Below are 15,663 nucleotides of genomic sequence, written 5' to 3' on the forward strand. Positions count from 1 at the left end.
GGTGGGGCCTTTGCAAAGTTACCGGTTCTGCAAACCGTATCTTTGCAAACTAACGGCGGCAAGGCCCGTCAGGCGATACCAAGCGCCCGTTCACGGCGGATCACGACCAAGATCGACGCGACGCCCGCGACGGCGGTAGCCAGCATGATCCAGAGCAGCGGATAGGCTCCGGTTTCTTCGCTCAGCAGGGCACCGGCCAAAATGCTCAGTCCCGCACCACCGCCAATCATGATCGCGCCGCCAAGCCCGGATGCCGTGCCCGCCAGATGCGGGCGCACCGACAACAGGCCCGCGGTGGCGTTGGGGATGCACAGCCCGTTGCCAAGGCCCACCAGCGTCATCATCCCGAAGAACGACAGCGGCGATCCATAACCCAGCAGGAAGATCATCATCGACACCGACCCGCCAATCGCATTGGCCAGACAGCCCCAAAGCACCAGCGTGTTGACGCCGACCACAGTCGCTTTGCGGGCCGTGATAAAGTTGCCAAGGAAATAGCCCACGGCGGGTGCGCCGAAATAGATGCCAAGCTCGGCCGGTTCCATGCCGAAAACGACGCTGCCGACGAAGGGCGCGCCGCCAAGGTAGGCAAAGAACGCACCCGAGCAGCAGGCCGCCGCCATGGAGTACCCCCAGAACCGCGGAGAGCCGAGCAGCTCGGGGTATTCGGCGAATTGCTGGGTCAGCGTGCGCTCTGACGCGACGTGGGTCTCGCCAAGGTCGAACCATGTGATCGCCAGTACCAGCGCCCCGATCCAGAACATCGCCCAGAAGGTCGCCTGCCAGCCGAAGGATTGTTCCAGCAACCCGCCCACAGCGGGGGAGATCATGGGCACCAGCGCCATGCCCATCGTGACATAGCCGATCATCGAGGCGGCTTTATCCTGGGCGAACATATCGCGCACCACTGCGCGGCTCAGCACCATCGACACGGCGACGATGGCCTGCACGCAGCGGAAGGCAAGGAACACAGCCGTCGTGGGGGCGTAGATACAGCCCACCGTCGCGACCATATATATCGCCAACCCCCATAGCAGCACATTGCGGCGGCCCAGATTGTCCGAAATCGGGCCGATCAGCACCTGCAATACCGCGCTACACAGCAGATAAAGCGGCACGGAAAGCTGCATCACAGAGTAATCGGCGTCGAAATATTCAGCCATAGCGGGAAGGCTTGGCAAGAACATATTCATCGCCAGCGCCCCGATCCCCGAAAGAAGGATCAGCGTGGAAATATGCGGGGGGGATGTTTTATCCAGAAAACGGACGGGGTTATCCTTGATCATTGCATATCAGTATGCCTGCGGTTGCATCTTGTCTATCCAGAACCATACGGTAACCGAACGATTTGCAAGTTTTCAATTAGCAGATGCGTGGGTGTATAGTTTTTGCAAATTTGCAAAAATGCTCTTTGGTTCGCGCGGGGGCGGCGTTACGGTGGCGGAAATCTTATAGAGGTGCGTGATGAAAGATATTCTGGAACAGCTTGAAACCCGCCGCGACGACGCCCGACTGGGCGGAGGGCAAAAGCGCATTGATGCGCAACACGCCCGTGGCAAGCTGACCGCCCGCGAGCGGATCGACCTGTTGCTTGATGATGGGTCGTTTGAAGAATTCGACATGTTCGTCACCCACCGCTGCACCGACTTCGGGATGGAGCAGCAAAAACCCGCAGGTGACGGCGTTGTCACCGGTTGGGGCACGATCAACGGCCGTCTGGTCTATGTCTTCAGTCAGGATTTCACGGTCTTTGGCGGATCGCTGTCCCAGACCCACGCGCAGAAGATCTGCAAGATTCAGGATATGGCGATCCAGAACGGTGCGCCTGTCATCGGGATCAACGATTCCGGCGGTGCGCGTATTCAGGAGGGCGTCGATAGCCTCGCGGGCTATGCCGAGGTGTTCCAGCGCAATATCGAGGCCTCCGGTGTGATCCCGCAGATCAGCGTGATCATGGGGCCATGTGCGGGCGGGGCGGTCTATTCCCCTGCGATGACTGACTTTATCTTCATGGTTAAAGACACGTCCTATATGTTCGTGACAGGCCCTGACGTGGTGAAAACCGTGACCAACGAACAGGTCACCGCAGAGGAATTGGGCGGCGCGACGACGCACACGCGCAAATCCTCCGTCGCGGATGGCGCGTTTGAAAATGACGTCGAAGCACTGGCCGAGGTGCGTCGTCTGGTCGATTTCCTGCCTGCCAACAACCGCGACCTGCCGCCTGTGCGCCCCTTCTTTGACGAACCCGACCGGATCGAGGCGTCGCTTGATACATTGGTGCCCAGCAACGCCAACACGCCCTACGACATGAAAGAGCTGATCCACAAGCTTGCGGATGAAGGCGACTTTTACGAAATTCAGGAAGACTTCGCCAAGAACATCCTGACCGGCTTTATCCGTATCGAAGGGCGCACCGTGGGTGTGGTCGCGAACCAGCCGATGGTGCTGGCGGGCTGCCTTGATATCGACAGCTCGCGCAAGGCGGCGCGGTTTGTGCGCTTCTGCGATGCGTTCGAAATTCCGATCCTGACGCTGGTGGACGTGCCCGGCTTCCTCCCCGGTACGGGGCAGGAATATGGCGGCGTGATCAAACACGGTGCCAAGCTGCTGTTCGCTTATGGCGAAGCGACGGTGCCGATGGTGACGGTCATCACCCGCAAAGCCTATGGCGGCGCGTATGACGTGATGGCGTCCAAGCACCTGCGGTCCGACTTCAACTACGCGTGGCCCACAGCCGAGATTGCCGTGATGGGGGCCAAGGGCGCGACAGAGATCATCCACCGTGCCGATCTGAACGACCCCGAAAAGATCGCACGCCATACCGCCGATTACGAAGAGCGTTTCGCGAACCCCTTTGTGGCGGCAGAGCGTGGCTTTATCGACGAGGTGATCCAGCCGCGGACCACGCGCAAGCGGATTGCCCGCGCCTTTGCCTCTTTGCGCAACAAGAAAGCCGCGATGCCTTGGAAAAAGCATAACAACATCCCGCTCTAACGTCGTTTAATCCATATCCCTCGCGGTGCCTTTGTAGGTGCCTCGAGGGGCAGGAGACCGCTTTGGTTACCGATCACCCCTCTCTTTCCGCGTCTTTGCCCTACGGTATGCATCTAGCGGGTGCGGCACTGAAGTGGCTTGCGGTTTGCGCAGCTTTCGCCACGGCCCCTGCCGCGGCGCAGCCCGTTGAGGTGCCGTCGGACGAAAGCATCGAATTGCAAGAGGTGCTGATAGACGAGGTGGGCGTGCAGACATGGCTGCGCTTCCGTTTTGTTGCCCCTTATATCGCGCGCGATACGGGCGCTGTGGACTTTGCGCAGGTTGGGGCCGATATGACCTATCTGTGCGACGCGCTGGCCATTCCCTACATGGCGCAACATGCGCTGGACGGAGAGGTCATCGTGATCTCTTTGGCTGATCGCGTCACGGAATTCGGGGTGTCCGACCCCGATGCCACACAGTTTTTCGAGGCATTTCGCCTGAGCAACGACACCTGTATCTGGGAGGGCCTTTGATGCACCCACAACATCTTGCGAGCGCTGCGGCACCAGCGCGCCGAACTGCGGCTTTGGCGTCACATCTGGCCGCATTGGAAAGCGCACCGTATGCAACGCCAATGAACTGCGATAATGTCGCGGCGGGGAATACCGACGTATTTCTTACTTTAACATCGGGGTCTGATTGGCATGAGGCAGTGCCGGGCCCTTTAAACAGTGACAGGAGACTTAGATGTCCAAGAGCATCACAATGCTGGCCGCATTCGGCCTTATCGCAGCCGTTGCGGCATGCGCACCCAAGCAGCAAGAAGAATATGTCGTGGTCGCACCCGAGCCCATCTCGGTTGAGCCAGTGTACACAGGCAAGTACAAGTAATGCTTGTCGGGGACAGGCCTTTGCGCCTGTCTCCAACCCCTCTGCGGCATGTAACGCAGGGGTAGCACCGCGCATCGCCCTCGCAGTCTGGGGGGTATCATGCTGAAACATCGCGGTTTTCCGGGGCGTATGCCCGGATCAGACTATCAATTCGTTATCCGTCGCGCCAATCCGCGTGGGGTCACCCCGCTGACCCGTCGCGAACGCCGTTCCGACCGCAAGGCGGCGGACCGTCGCGTTGACACGGCCTTTATGCGCGCGCTGTGGGAAGCCTTTGGCGACCAGCCGTTCGAAAGGGGCAATCTGGACGCGGGCCGCTTGTCGTGGCTCTTTGGTCGCGAGGTCGTCGCGGTAGACGACCCCTTTGACCCAGCCGACTATGACGCGATGCTGGTCATCAACGAAGCCCTTGCCCGGGCGTCTTTCCCCGACGCGTTCGAGGATTGATCATGCGCGTCGCCCCCTTCCTTTCGGCTGGTTTTCGCCACGTGCACGGCATGTTGGGCGGTAATTTGCCCGTTGGGGCAGGGGCGCGCGCCGTTATTCAAACCGCGGTGGAACCTTCTGCGAAACCATGCGTTTATCAGTATCACATCACGAATAACGCACGATCAATAAAAGGTTTAATCCCATGTCCATCAAAACAATTCTTTTCGCCGTTACTGCCTCCGCTGGCCTTGCTGCATGCGGTGACACACTGGGCGAACAAGCGCTCGGCGGTGGTGTCGTGGGTGCCGGTGCTGCAGCCGTCACAGGCGGTAGCCTCGCGCAAGGCGCGGCCATCGGTGCCGGCGCAAACGTACTGGCGTGCCAATCCGGCGCAGTGCGCTGCCAATAATCTGACATCTGCCGCGGCCTCGGGTCGCGGTAGCTGTAGTGCCAAAGATTTTGCCCCGCTCAGCCGCGTGCTGATGCGGGGTTTTTCCGTTCACTCAAGACCAAAAGGGACAGTCGATGTTCAATAAGATCCTGATCGCCAACCGCGGCGAGATTGCCTGCCGCGTTATCAAGACCGCCAAGAAGATGGGCATCGAAACCGTCGCCGTCTATTCCGACGCTGATGCGCAGGCGTTGCACGTCCAGATGGCCGATGAGGCGATCCACATCGGCCCGCCTGCCGCGAACCAGTCGTATATCGTGATCGACAAGATCATGGACGCGATCAAGCAGTCGGGCGCGCAGGCCGTACACCCGGGCTATGGCTTCCTGTCCGAGAACGCGAAATTCGCCGAGGCACTAGAGGCCGCTGGCGTCGCCTTTGTCGGCCCCCCTAAGGGCGCGATCGAGAAGATGGGCGACAAGATCACCTCCAAGAAAATCGCGCAGGAGGCCGGTGTTTCCACGGTCCCCGGCTACATGGGGCTGATCGAAGACGCGGACGAGGCGGTGAAGATCTCGAACGAAATCGGCTATCCGGTGATGCTGAAGGCCTCTGCCGGTGGCGGCGGCAAGGGGATGCGTATCGCATGGAACGACGAAGAGGCCCGCGAGGGGTTCCAGTCGTCCAAGAACGAGGCCGCCAACAGCTTTGGCGATGACCGTATCTTTATCGAGAAATTCGTCACCCAGCCGCGCCACATCGAAATTCAGGTGCTTTGCGACGCCCACGGCAATGGTATCTATCTGGGCGAACGCGAATGTTCGATCCAGCGCCGCAACCAGAAGGTCGTGGAGGAGGCCCCGTCGCCTTTCCTTGACGAAGCCACCCGCAAAGCAATGGGCGAGCAATCCGTCGCCTTGGCGCAGGCCGTTGGCTATACCTCTGCCGGTACGGTCGAATTCATCGTGGACGGCGACAAGAACTTCTACTTCCTTGAAATGAACACCCGTCTTCAGGTGGAACACCCCGTGACCGAGCTGATCACCGGTGTCGATCTGGTCGAACAGATGATCCGCGTCGCCAATGGCGAAAAGCTGACCATCACCCAGGACGACGTGAAACTGACCGGTTGGGCGATCGAAAACCGGCTCTATGCCGAAGATCCATACCGCGGCTTCCTGCCCTCCATCGGGCGTCTCACGCGCTACCGCCCTCCGATGGAGATCGCGGCGGGCCCCTTGCTGACCAACGACAAATGGCAGGGCGATGCGCCTGCGGGTGACACGGCTGTGCGTAACGATACCGGCGTCTACGAGGGCGGCGAGATCTCGATGTATTACGACCCGATGATCGCCAAGCTGTGTACATGGGCACCGACCCGCGCCGAGGCGATTGAACGCATGCGCGTGGCGCTGGATAGCTTCGAGGTCGAAGGCATCGGGCACAACCTGCCGTTCCTCTCTGCCGTGATGGATCACCCGATCTTTGTCGAAGGCAACATGACCACCGCCTTTATCGCCGAACAATACCCCGACGGCTTTGACGGGGTAGAGCTGCCTGAGGCGGAACTGCGTCGGATCGCGGCGGCCACGGCAGCCATGCACCGCGTCGGAGAGATCCGCCGGACTCGCGTGTCGGGCCGCATGGACAACCACGAACGCAAGGTCGGCACCGCCTGGAACGTCGCGCTGCAAGGCCAGTCGTTTGATGTGGAAATTCAGGCTGATCCAAAGGGCGCGACGGTGACCTTCGACGACGGCACTGCGCTGCGCGTCGCGGGCGACTGGACACCGGGCGACCAACTGGCCGAGATGACCATCGACGACGCACCGCTGGTGTTCAAGGTCGGCAAAATCTCTGGCGGGTTCCGCGTGCGGGCCCGTGGCGCGGATATGAAAGTGCATGTGCGCAACCCGCGTCAGGCCGAACTGGCCCGTCTGATGCCCGAGAAACTGCCGCCCGACACATCGAAAATGCTGCTGTGCCCGATGCCGGGTCTGGTGGTGAAAATCGATGTAGAGGTCGGCGACGAGGTGCAGGAAGGCCAGAACCTCTGCACCATCGAGGCGATGAAGATGGAGAACATCCTGCGCGCCGAGAAGAAGGGCAAAGTGTCCAAGGTCAATGCCGCAGCGGGGGATAGCCTCGCTGTGGATGATGTCATCATCGAATTCGAATAAGCGCCATGCCAGCCGTTGCCATCATGGGATACAACACGGCGCTGCGGGGGATCCCTTCGCAGCACCGGCCCATATTGCAGCGGCTGGTGGCTGTTCAATCGAAGATTTTACCCGACTTTTCCTTGGCTTCGCGAATTTCGCGTTGCCGGATGGTCATTTTGTCGATGCTGCGGGTGATTTCGCGCACATCCCAGGGGCGGGGCTTGCGCAGCTTGATCCCGCCGTCTTTGCCCACCAGCACCAACATGAACCCGCGCGGCCGCATCCGCAGCCGCAACGGGCTGCGCGCGCCCGGATCGGTATCGGTCAGGACGATCACGTCACGTTCGATCAGGTCTTCAGGCTGCTCGCGCAAAAGCTCCATCTGGGATTGGAAGGCGGGGTCATCCTCGCTGTCCGCAAAGACCAGAACCGGTCTTTTTTTCCAGTGGAATTCACTCAAATCTTCCATATCTGCGGGCAGGAACAAGCCGGGAACCTCGGGTTCCGTGGCCGTTTGCGCCCCCGCCGAGACCGCAAACAATCCTGCAAAAACAAGGGCTATCACTGGTTTCATTTTGTCTCCTGTCCGTACAGATATAAGCTTGCGCGACGCGATTGCGATGCACAACCGGACATCTGCGCATATTAAGCACTCTGCAACAGGTTTGCGGGCATGACTGTGGCTCAAACTCTTAGTGGGCCGCAGTGGCTGGCCCCCGTTCAAGGATTGGGCAAGCAGATCATGGATATTCTTCTTCACGTCGGTGCACACCGTACAGGAACCACCAGTTTTCAACGCTATCTGGCGGATCACGCCGATCCCATTGCGGCGCAGGGCACCTGCGTCTGGGGGCCACGTCAGACCCGTGGCGGGCTGTTTGCGGGGCTGTTCCCGGCGTCGGGGATGCTGGCCTCGGGGCCGAATTTGGTAAACGGGCGCGTGTCGCTGCTGATGGGCAAGGCGCGGGACCTCGGGGCGGATCAGCTGCTGATCTCGGACGAGAATATGATCGGATCGGCGCGCCATTCGGTGCGCAGCGGGCGGCTGTTTCCGGCCATCGGCGAACGTATGGCGCGGTTCGGGGCCAGCTTTGGCGGGCGCGTGACGCAGGTGGTGCTGACCATCCGGCAGACGGACCATTGGTGGGCCTCTGCGCTGGCCTATACCGTGGGGCGCGGGCATCCCGTACCGGACGCCGACCAGATCGCCCGCATCGCCCATGACCGGCGCGGCTGGCGCGATGTCATCACCGATCTTGCCTGCGCCTTGCCCGAGGCGAAGATCAGCATCGCCCGCTATGACGATTACGCTGGCCGCCCCGATGCGCTGTTCACGCAGCTCACCGGCCGTGCCGCCCCCGCCACCACCCAAGGCTATTGGCTGAACCGCCGCCCGGACGAGGCCAGCCTGCGTGCGCAGATGGGCCCTGCCGCGGCAGGGCTGCGCAGCGACGGGCTGGGCAACTGGCACCCCTTTAGCGACGCGCAGGCCGCGGCCTTGCGTGAAACCTATGCGGACGATCTGTTCTGGCTGACAGCCGGTGCGGATGGTCTTGCCACCCTGACAGAGACCTCAACCGCCCCAAGAGCCGGCACAAGCTGGCCAGACGGCGATAGAAGAAAAGGACACCACCATGACAGCGGACAAAGAAAACTGGCGCAATCTGGCTGAGGCGGAGCTGCGCGGGCGTAGCCTCGATGATCTGACGTGGCACACGCTGGAAGGCATTGATGTCAAACCGCTTTATACCGCGGAAGACACCGAAGGGCTTGACCATCTGGGCGGCATCCCCGGCGAGGCACCCTTTACCCGTGGGGTGAAGGCGACCATGTATGCCGGCCGCCCGTGGACGATCCGCCAATATGCGGGTTTCTCTACGGCAGAGGAATCGAACGCCTTTTACCGCCGCGCCCTTGCGGCGGGGCAGCAGGGGGTGTCGGTGGCCTTCGATCTGGCCACCCACCGCGGCTATGACAGCGACCACCCGCGTGTAGAGGGCGACGTCGGCAAGGCGGGCGTGGCCATCGACAGCGTCGAGGATATGAAGATCCTGTTCGACGGTATCCCGCTCGACAAAGTATCGGTCTCCATGACGATGAACGGCGCGGTGATCCCGATCTTGGCGAATTTCATCGTCGCGGGCGAAGAGCAGGGGCATGATAAATCCGTGCTCTCGGGCACCATTCAGAACGACATTCTGAAAGAGTTCATGGTCCGCAACACCTATATCTATCCGCCCGAGCCCTCGATGCGGATCATCGGGGATATCATCGAATATACCTCGGACCACATGCCGAAATTCAACTCCATCTCGATCTCGGGCTACCACATGCAAGAGGCGGGGGCGAACCTTGTGCAGGAACTGGCCTTTACCCTTGCCGATGGCCGCGAATATGTGCGCACGGCGATTGCGGCGGGTATGGATGTGGACCGGTTTGCACCCCGGTTGAGCTTCTTCTTCTGCATCGGCATGAACTTCTTTATGGAGGCCGCGAAACTGCGCGCGGCGCGTCTGCTGTGGTCGCGGATCATGGATGAATTCAAACCGAAGAACCCCAAATCCTCGATGCTGCGGACCCACTGCCAGACCTCCGGCGTGAGCCTTCAGGAACAAGACCCCTATAACAACGTGATCCGCACCGCCTACGAGGCGATGAGCGCGGTTCTGGGCGGCACGCAGTCGCTGCACACCAACGCCCTGGACGAGGCGATTGCCCTGCCCACCGATTTCTCCTCGCGCATTGCGCGTAATACGCAGTTGATTTTGCAAGAAGAAACCGGCGTTACCAATGTCGTCGACCCGCTGGCCGGCAGCTACTATGTCGAGAAGCTGACCGCCGATCTGGCAGACGCCGCATGGAAGCTGATCGAAGAGGTGGAAGAGCTGGGCGGGATGACCAAGGCCGTCGCCTCGGGCATGCCGAAACTGCGCATCGAAGAAGCCGCCGCCACGCGTCAGGCCAAGATCGACCGCGGCACCGAGGTGATCGTCGGGGTCAACAAATACCGCCGCGAGGTCGAGGACGAGATCGACATTCTGGATGTCGATAACGTCAAGGTGCGCGACAGCCAGATCAAGCGTCTCGAAGCGATCCGTGGCGCGCGTGACGAAGACGCCTGCAAAGCCGCCCTGGCCGAGCTGACCCGCCGCGCCGCAGAGGGCGGAAACCTGTTGGAAGGGGCGGTCGAAGCCGCCCGCGCCCGCGCCACCGTAGGGGAGATCAGCATGGCGATGGAAGAAAAATTCGGACGTCACCGCGCCGAGGTCAAGACATTGGCCGGCGTCTATGGCGCGGCCTATGAGGGCGACAGCGGCTTTGCGGAAATCCAGAAGTCGGTCGAGGATTTTGCCGAAGCCGAAGGCCGCCGTCCGCGTATGCTGGTGGTCAAGATGGGTCAGGACGGGCACGACCGCGGAGCCAAGGTCATTGCGACCGCCTTTGCCGATATCGGGTTCGACGTGGATGTGGGGCCGCTGTTCCAGACCCCCGCCGAGGCCGCGCAGGACGCCGTGGACAACGACGTGCATGTCATCGGCATCTCGTCCCAGGCCGCGGGTCACAAAACGCTCGCCCCACAGCTGATCAAGGCGCTGAAGGATCAAGGGGCCGAGGATATTCTGGTCATCTGCGGCGGCGTCATTCCGCAGCAGGATTACAAGTTCCTCAAGGATGCGGGGGTCAAGGCGATCTTCGGGCCGGGGACAAATATCCCCAATGCCGCGCAGGATATCCTGAAACTGATCCGTGCCGCACGCAGCTAAACGGGCGCGAGGGGGCTGTCTGCCCCCTCACACTCCCCCGAGGATTTGAACCATTTGGAAGCAGGACCAATGATCGAACTGGACCATCTTGCCGTCGCGGGCGAGAGCCTGAAAGCCGCGTCCGACATGGCCGCACAGGTGCTTGGGGTGCCGTTGCAACCGGGCGGCGCACATGCGGTGTTTGGCACGCATAACCATCTGCTGGGACTTGCGGATGCGCTGTATCTGGAGGCGATTGCCGTAGACCCCGACGCGCCTGCGCCTGCCTATGCGCGCTGGTTTGATCTGGACCGGTTCAACGGCCCGGCGCGGCTGTCCAACTGGATTTGCCGCTGCGATGATCTTGAGGCGGCGCTGGAAGCCTTGCCCGAAGGTTATGGCGCGCCGGTGGCGTTGCAGCGCGGGGATCTGCGCTGGCGTATGGCGGTGCCGGAAACCGGTATGCTGCCCTATGACAATTGCGCCCCTGCCTTGATGCAATGGGAAGGCGAGGCCCATCCGACCCAGCGGCTTGATGCCTCTGGCTGTCGTCTGCTGACATTGACGGTCCAGCACCCGCAGGCAGAGACGTTGGCGGCAACGCTTGCCCCGATCTTCACCGATGCGCGCGTGGTGTTCGAGGTCGGGACACCGGCGCTGTCTGCCCGTTTTGATACGCCTGCGGGCCGCGCTGTACTGGCATGATCATCCGGCCTGCAAAGGGCAGTGACGCCGGTGTGGTGGCGGCCCTGTGGAATGTGATGATCACGCAAACGCTGTTCACCTTCACGTCGCAGCCCAAGACCGGTGCAGAGGTCGAGGCGCTGATCGCCGGTCGCGCGGGGCAGTTCTGGGTGGCCGACGCGGAGGGTGTCGCCGGTTTCATCACCTACGGGGCCTTTCGCAGCGGGGTGGGGTATCGCGATGCGGTGGAGCATTCGATCGTGCTGGATGCCGCAGCACAGGGCGCGGGTGCCGGCCGTGCCTTGATGCAAACCGCCTGTGATGCGGCCGTCGCACAGGGGCGGCGCGTCATGGTGGCGGCGATCAGCGGGGCCAATCCGGGTGCCGTCGGCTTTCATGCAGCGCTCGGGTTTGACCACGTGGGCAGGATGCCGCGCATCGGGCAGAAGAACGGGCAGCAGCTTGACCTAATTTTGATGCAGAAAATGCTGACGCCCCGCTGACTTCCCCGGCGCTGCCCCGTATGGTGGGCGTCATGTCTATTTGGTCTCGCATCACCGAAGCTTTGTCAGCGCTCACCGCCGGTGAGGGGCTGTCGGCTGTTTTCGACCGTCTGCGCACCCCGCCAGAGCGGTCGGTGGCCTTTACCATTGCGGTGATCGCGCTTGGGGCCAAGATGGCCAAGGCCGACGGGCAGGTGACCCGCGACGAGGTTACCGCCTTTCGCGAAGTGTTCCAGATTGCCGAGGCCGACCAGCAGGGGGCGGCGCGGGTGTTCAATCTGGCACGGCACGATGTGGCCGGGTTCGAGGATTACGCCGCGCGCATTGCGCAGATGTTTGCGGACCAGCCAGAGACGTTGCATGACCTGATCGAAGGGTTGTTCCACATCGCCATGGCCGACGGCATGTACCACCCGAACGAGGATGCGTTTCTGGTGCGGGTCGCGCAGATCTTCGCGATGGATGACAGCGATTTTGCCTCGCTTCGGGCGCGGTTCGTGCCCGATACCTCGCCGTTGCCCCATGCGGTTCTGGGCATTCCGCCCGATGCCTCGCTTGAAGAGGGGCGCGCGGCCTGGCGCAAGCTGGTGCGGGCCAATCACCCCGATGCTCTGGTCGCCCGCGGCCTGCCGCAAGAGGCCATCGCCATGGCCGAAAAACGCATGATCGACATCAACCGCGCGTGGGAGACCTGGTCAGGCAAGGCGCAGTAATGCGGATCGCGACCTATAACGTCGAATGGTTCACCGGTCTGTTCGACGATGAGGACCAACTGTTGCTGGATGACGGCTGGTCGGCGCGCCACAATATCACCCGTGCGCAGCAGGCGCAGGCTTTAGGCACTGTGTTTCGCGCGATGGATGCCGATGCTGTGATGGTGATCGAGGCCCCTGACCAAAGCCGCAAACGCGGCACGGTGGCCGCATTGGAACGCTTTGCCGCGCATTTCGATCTGCGCACCCGCAAGGCGGTGATCGGCTTTGCCAATGACACGCAGCAGGAAATCGCGCTGTTGTTCGATCCCGACCGGCTGTCGGCCACCCATGCGCCCGGTGGTGCGGTCGGGCAGGGGGATGCGCCGCGCTTTGACGGGACGTTGGACATTGATCTGGATATCGACGCGCGCGAGGATCATGTCGTCTTTTCCAAACCGCCGCTCGAGCTGGATATCGTCACCCGCGAAGGGGTGGCATTTCACATGATCGGCGCGCATCTGAAATCCAAGGCCCCCCATGGGGCCAAGACGCCGCAGGATGCGCTGCGCATAGGGATCGCCAATCGGCGCAAGCAGCTGGCGCAGGCGATCTGGTTGCGTCGGCGGATCGATGCGCGGCTGGACGATGGTACGCCGCTGATGGTCTTGGGCGATCTGAACGACGGGCCGGGCCTGGACAGTTTCGAGGATCTTTTCGGGCGGTCCTCGGTCGAGATTGTGATGGGCCACCGGCAGGATCGCGCGCTCGTCGATCCCCATGCGACCCGCGCCTTGGGCCAGCGGATCGGGGCGATGCCCACCACGTCACGCTTCTGGATCGCGCCCGAAAAACGCTATCTGCAGGCGCTGCTGGATTACATCATGATCAGCCCTGCCCTGACCGCGCATCGGCCGCAGTGGCGCATCTGGCACCCGTTGGACGACCCCGAATGCTGGGGGGATGCCACCTTGCGCGACGCCTTGATCACGGCGTCGGATCACTTTCCGGTGACGATTGATCTGGACCTGTCGACGCGCCTTTGATCCCGCTTTCATCACAAGATGAAATAGGGCAGTCTTCGCCGCATGAGACAGTTTCTTTTGACCACCACCCTGATCTGCCTGTCCAGTGTCGCCGTGGCGCAGGAGCAGGAAAACGACGGCTCCGGCTTTTCCTTGATGGAACGCGGGGCGCGGGATTTCTTTGACGGTATGAAGAAAGAGATGGCCCCCGCGTTGGAAGGACTGGGCGAGTGGGGGCGCAAGGCCAGCCCCGCGTTGCGGAATTTCATTTCCGAGATGGGGCCCGCCTTTACCGATCTGCTGGAAGAGGTCGAGGATTGGAGCGTCTATGAGCCGCCCCAAAAGATGCCCAACGGCGATATCGTGATCCGCCGCAAGCCAGACCCCGCGCCGGAAGATGACATGCCCGAAGACAAGACACCTGAGGAAACGCCGCCCCCGCCCGCGATCTATCTGGACGAGGTGCCGCAGATCGACCTGTAAGACAGGCTATTTCTTGCAGGTCTTAAGCTGGACCTCGGCCCCCAGGGACAGGGCGAGGGAATTCAGCCGCGCTTCGGCGACCTCTCCGAACAGGGGCATCATGTCGTCGGTCAGCCACAGCTCCAGCAGCTTTTTCTTGGGGAACCAGCGCAGATGGCCGCGCTCTTCCTCGGGGTTCATCCACAGCATCGCGCCAAAGCGCATGGCCTTGCCCAGAATCTCGGCCTCTAGCCGGGTCTTTTCATCGACCATTTCATAGAGGTCTTCGAAACGGGTATTCTCGCGTTTGTTGGAATAGCGGTGCAGCAGCGCCAGCCCCAGATAGATCCGTTCTGAATGCTTCAGCCCGCCCAGATTCGCCCGTGTTGCGTTGTCAAAACAGACCTCGGCGCGGTAGTCGGGATGCGCGCGCCAGCTGACGTCGTGCAGCAGGCAGGCGGCCTTCACCAGCCGTTTGCGTTGCGGCGGTGCGGATTTATAGAGCGGCAGGATAAAGTCGAACAGCGCCTTGCCGAACCCCGGCGTGCGCGCGTCCTTGGCTTCGGCAAAGCGGCAGGCCTCGATCAGCGGGTCGCGGTCGCGCAGGCGTTGGGGCATCTGTTCATACAGCATCCCCTCGCGGATCCCGTAGCTGGAGATCGCGATATCCTTTGGTTTGAAGGTCTTGACCAGCCGCGACAGCACTTCGGCGGCAAAGGGCACCAACGCCATCCGGCTGGAGGAGACGCCGCTGATCTTGCGCAGTTCTTCATGGTCGCTGGTCTGGATGTGTTTCACCGTCTCGCGGACGGATTTCGGGGTCATCCGGTATTCATGCAGCACGTGCAGCGGGTAGCCGCGGCGCACCATGTCGATGCGCGCGATGGCACGCCACGAGCCGCCCACCAGAAACAGACGGTCGCGCTGTGCGCCCATCTTTTCGGCCAGCCCTTCGATCACCGTCTTGATCTGCGCCTGCCGTGCCTTGGCACCGCCCTTGATGTCGCGCAGTTTCAGCGGCCCAAGCGCCGAGGTCACCCGTTTGCCCACGCGCCCGCCCGAGATTTCCGCCAGTTCCATCGACGACCCGCCGATGTCGCAGACCAGACCAAAGGCACCGGGCCAGCCCAGCAAAACACCCTGCGCTGACAGCCGCGCCTCTTCCTCGCCGTCGATGACCCAGATCTTCAGGCCCGTCTCGCGCTGCACCTCGTCGCAGAAATCACGCCCGTCGCTGGCGTCGCGCACGGCGGCGGTGGCGACGACGGTCAGCTCGGACAGGCCCATGCCCTGTGCCAGCTTGCTGAAGCGGCGCATGGCAGAGAGGGCGCGGACCCGGCCCTCGGGCGATAGATGGCCTGTTTCGGCCATGCCTGCCCCAAGGGCGCACATGATTTTTTCGTTGTAGAAATAGGCAGGCGACCGCGCGGCCCCGTCAAACACCACCAACCGGACAGAGTTCGACCCCACATCGACCACGCCCACACGCGCCAGCGCACGGGCCGATGGGTCTTGGAACAGGGGTTTGCCGAACAGGCCCAGATCAGCGACGCCCGTTTCGGGGACGGGAGAGGGCGGAGGGGTGTCGGTTTTATCTGCCACGGACGCTCCTGCGGGGGCCTTTGTTTGGGGGGCAAGTTGGCCCAGCCGGCCCGCCGCGTCAATCGTTAACGCAAACGGGCACGTGAAAAACTCCGCCGCG

Annotated in this window: 16 protein-coding genes; 13 read left to right on the top strand and 3 right to left on the bottom strand. The window is 62.0% G+C overall.

The window, feature by feature from the left end; genetic code table 11:
• Positions 1–68: 68 nt before the first annotated feature.
• Positions 69–1,286 carry a multidrug effflux MFS transporter gene (locus C1J04_RS06795; protein ID WP_009826504.1) on the bottom strand — a complete coding sequence of 406 codons (1,218 nt, stop codon included), beginning with the start codon at positions 1,284–1,286 and terminating at the stop codon, positions 69–71.
• A gap of 178 nt (positions 1,287–1,464) precedes the next feature.
• Here C1J04_RS06795 and C1J04_RS06800 point away from each other — a divergent pair, with 178 nt between their 5' ends.
• From C1J04_RS06800 to C1J04_RS06820, 6 genes are all read left to right on the top strand, one after another.
• The gene (locus tag C1J04_RS06800; RefSeq protein ID WP_005852320.1) at positions 1,465–2,997 is read left to right on the top strand and encodes an acyl-CoA carboxylase subunit beta; all 1,533 of its coding nucleotides are present in this window, start codon (positions 1,465–1,467) and stop codon (positions 2,995–2,997) included.
• A 62-nt stretch (positions 2,998–3,059) separates the two neighbouring features.
• Entirely contained in the window at positions 3,060–3,512 is a 453-nt protein-coding gene (locus tag C1J04_RS06805; protein WP_083779636.1) for a DUF6497 family protein, read from the top strand.
• A 214-nt stretch (positions 3,513–3,726) separates the two neighbouring features.
• Entirely contained in the window at positions 3,727–3,870 is a 144-nt protein-coding gene (locus C1J04_RS19435; RefSeq protein WP_005852323.1) for a hypothetical protein, read from the top strand.
• 99 nt (positions 3,871–3,969) lie between these two features.
• On the top strand, positions 3,970–4,317 hold the full coding sequence (locus C1J04_RS06810) for a hypothetical protein (RefSeq protein WP_005852325.1): 348 nt from the start codon (positions 3,970–3,972) through the stop codon (positions 4,315–4,317).
• Positions 4,318–4,501: 184 nt separating this feature from the next.
• The gene (locus C1J04_RS19550) at positions 4,502–4,708 is read left to right on the top strand and encodes a hypothetical protein (protein ID WP_009826507.1); all 207 of its coding nucleotides are present in this window, start codon (positions 4,502–4,504) and stop codon (positions 4,706–4,708) included.
• 116 nt (positions 4,709–4,824) lie between these two features.
• Positions 4,825–6,870, top strand: coding sequence for an acetyl-CoA carboxylase biotin carboxylase subunit (locus C1J04_RS06820; RefSeq protein WP_009826508.1), 2,046 nt, complete (start codon positions 4,825–4,827; stop codon positions 6,868–6,870).
• Between the two features lie 94 nt (positions 6,871–6,964).
• On the opposite strand, the gene C1J04_RS06825 is transcribed toward C1J04_RS06820, so the two are convergent.
• Complete coding sequence (locus tag C1J04_RS06825; protein ID WP_037954287.1) at positions 6,965–7,426, bottom strand: DUF4174 domain-containing protein; 462 nt, start codon at positions 7,424–7,426, stop codon at positions 6,965–6,967.
• Positions 7,427–7,594: 168 nt separating this feature from the next.
• On the opposite strand from C1J04_RS06825, the gene C1J04_RS06830 reads away from it, so the two are divergent.
• The 7 genes from C1J04_RS06830 (at position 7,595) to C1J04_RS06860 (ending at position 13,982) form a co-directional block, all read left to right on the top strand.
• Positions 7,595–8,524 carry a hypothetical protein gene (locus tag C1J04_RS06830; protein WP_037954644.1) on the top strand — a complete coding sequence of 310 codons (930 nt, stop codon included), beginning with the start codon at positions 7,595–7,597 and terminating at the stop codon, positions 8,522–8,524.
• Positions 8,487–10,616: a methylmalonyl-CoA mutase gene (gene scpA / locus C1J04_RS06835; RefSeq protein WP_009826511.1), complete on the top strand. Its 2,130-nt coding sequence runs from the start codon at positions 8,487–8,489 to the stop codon at positions 10,614–10,616. The genes C1J04_RS06830 and scpA overlap by 38 nt, the downstream gene beginning before the upstream one ends.
• A 69-nt stretch (positions 10,617–10,685) precedes the next feature.
• Positions 10,686–11,300: a VOC family protein gene (locus tag C1J04_RS06840; protein ID WP_009826512.1), complete on the top strand. Its 615-nt coding sequence runs from the start codon at positions 10,686–10,688 to the stop codon at positions 11,298–11,300.
• Positions 11,297–11,782, top strand: a complete 486-nt coding sequence (locus C1J04_RS06845) for a GNAT family N-acetyltransferase (RefSeq protein WP_009826513.1) — start codon at positions 11,297–11,299, stop codon at positions 11,780–11,782. Before C1J04_RS06840 ends, C1J04_RS06845 begins: the two co-directional genes overlap by 4 nt.
• Positions 11,783–11,814: 32 nt before the next feature.
• The gene (locus tag C1J04_RS06850) at positions 11,815–12,495 is read left to right on the top strand and encodes a molecular chaperone DjiA (protein WP_037944973.1); all 681 of its coding nucleotides are present in this window, start codon (positions 11,815–11,817) and stop codon (positions 12,493–12,495) included.
• Positions 12,495–13,520 carry an endonuclease/exonuclease/phosphatase family protein gene (locus C1J04_RS06855; protein ID WP_009826514.1) on the top strand — a complete coding sequence of 342 codons (1,026 nt, stop codon included), beginning with the start codon at positions 12,495–12,497 and terminating at the stop codon, positions 13,518–13,520. Before C1J04_RS06850 ends, C1J04_RS06855 begins: the two co-directional genes overlap by 1 nt.
• Positions 13,521–13,562: 42 nt before the next feature.
• Complete coding sequence (locus tag C1J04_RS06860; protein ID WP_009826515.1) at positions 13,563–13,982, top strand: hypothetical protein; 420 nt, start codon at positions 13,563–13,565, stop codon at positions 13,980–13,982.
• A 6-nt stretch (positions 13,983–13,988) separates the two neighbouring features.
• Here C1J04_RS06860 and ppx read toward each other — a convergent pair whose 3' ends face one another.
• On the bottom strand, positions 13,989–15,563 hold the full coding sequence (gene ppx / locus C1J04_RS06865; RefSeq protein ID WP_037954289.1) for an exopolyphosphatase: 1,575 nt from the start codon (positions 15,561–15,563) through the stop codon (positions 13,989–13,991).
• Between the last annotated feature and the right edge of the window lie 100 nt (positions 15,564–15,663).

The organism is Sulfitobacter sp. SK025 (assembly GCF_003352105.1).
Classification (GTDB): Bacteria; Pseudomonadota; Alphaproteobacteria; order Rhodobacterales; family Rhodobacteraceae; genus Sulfitobacter; species Sulfitobacter pontiacus.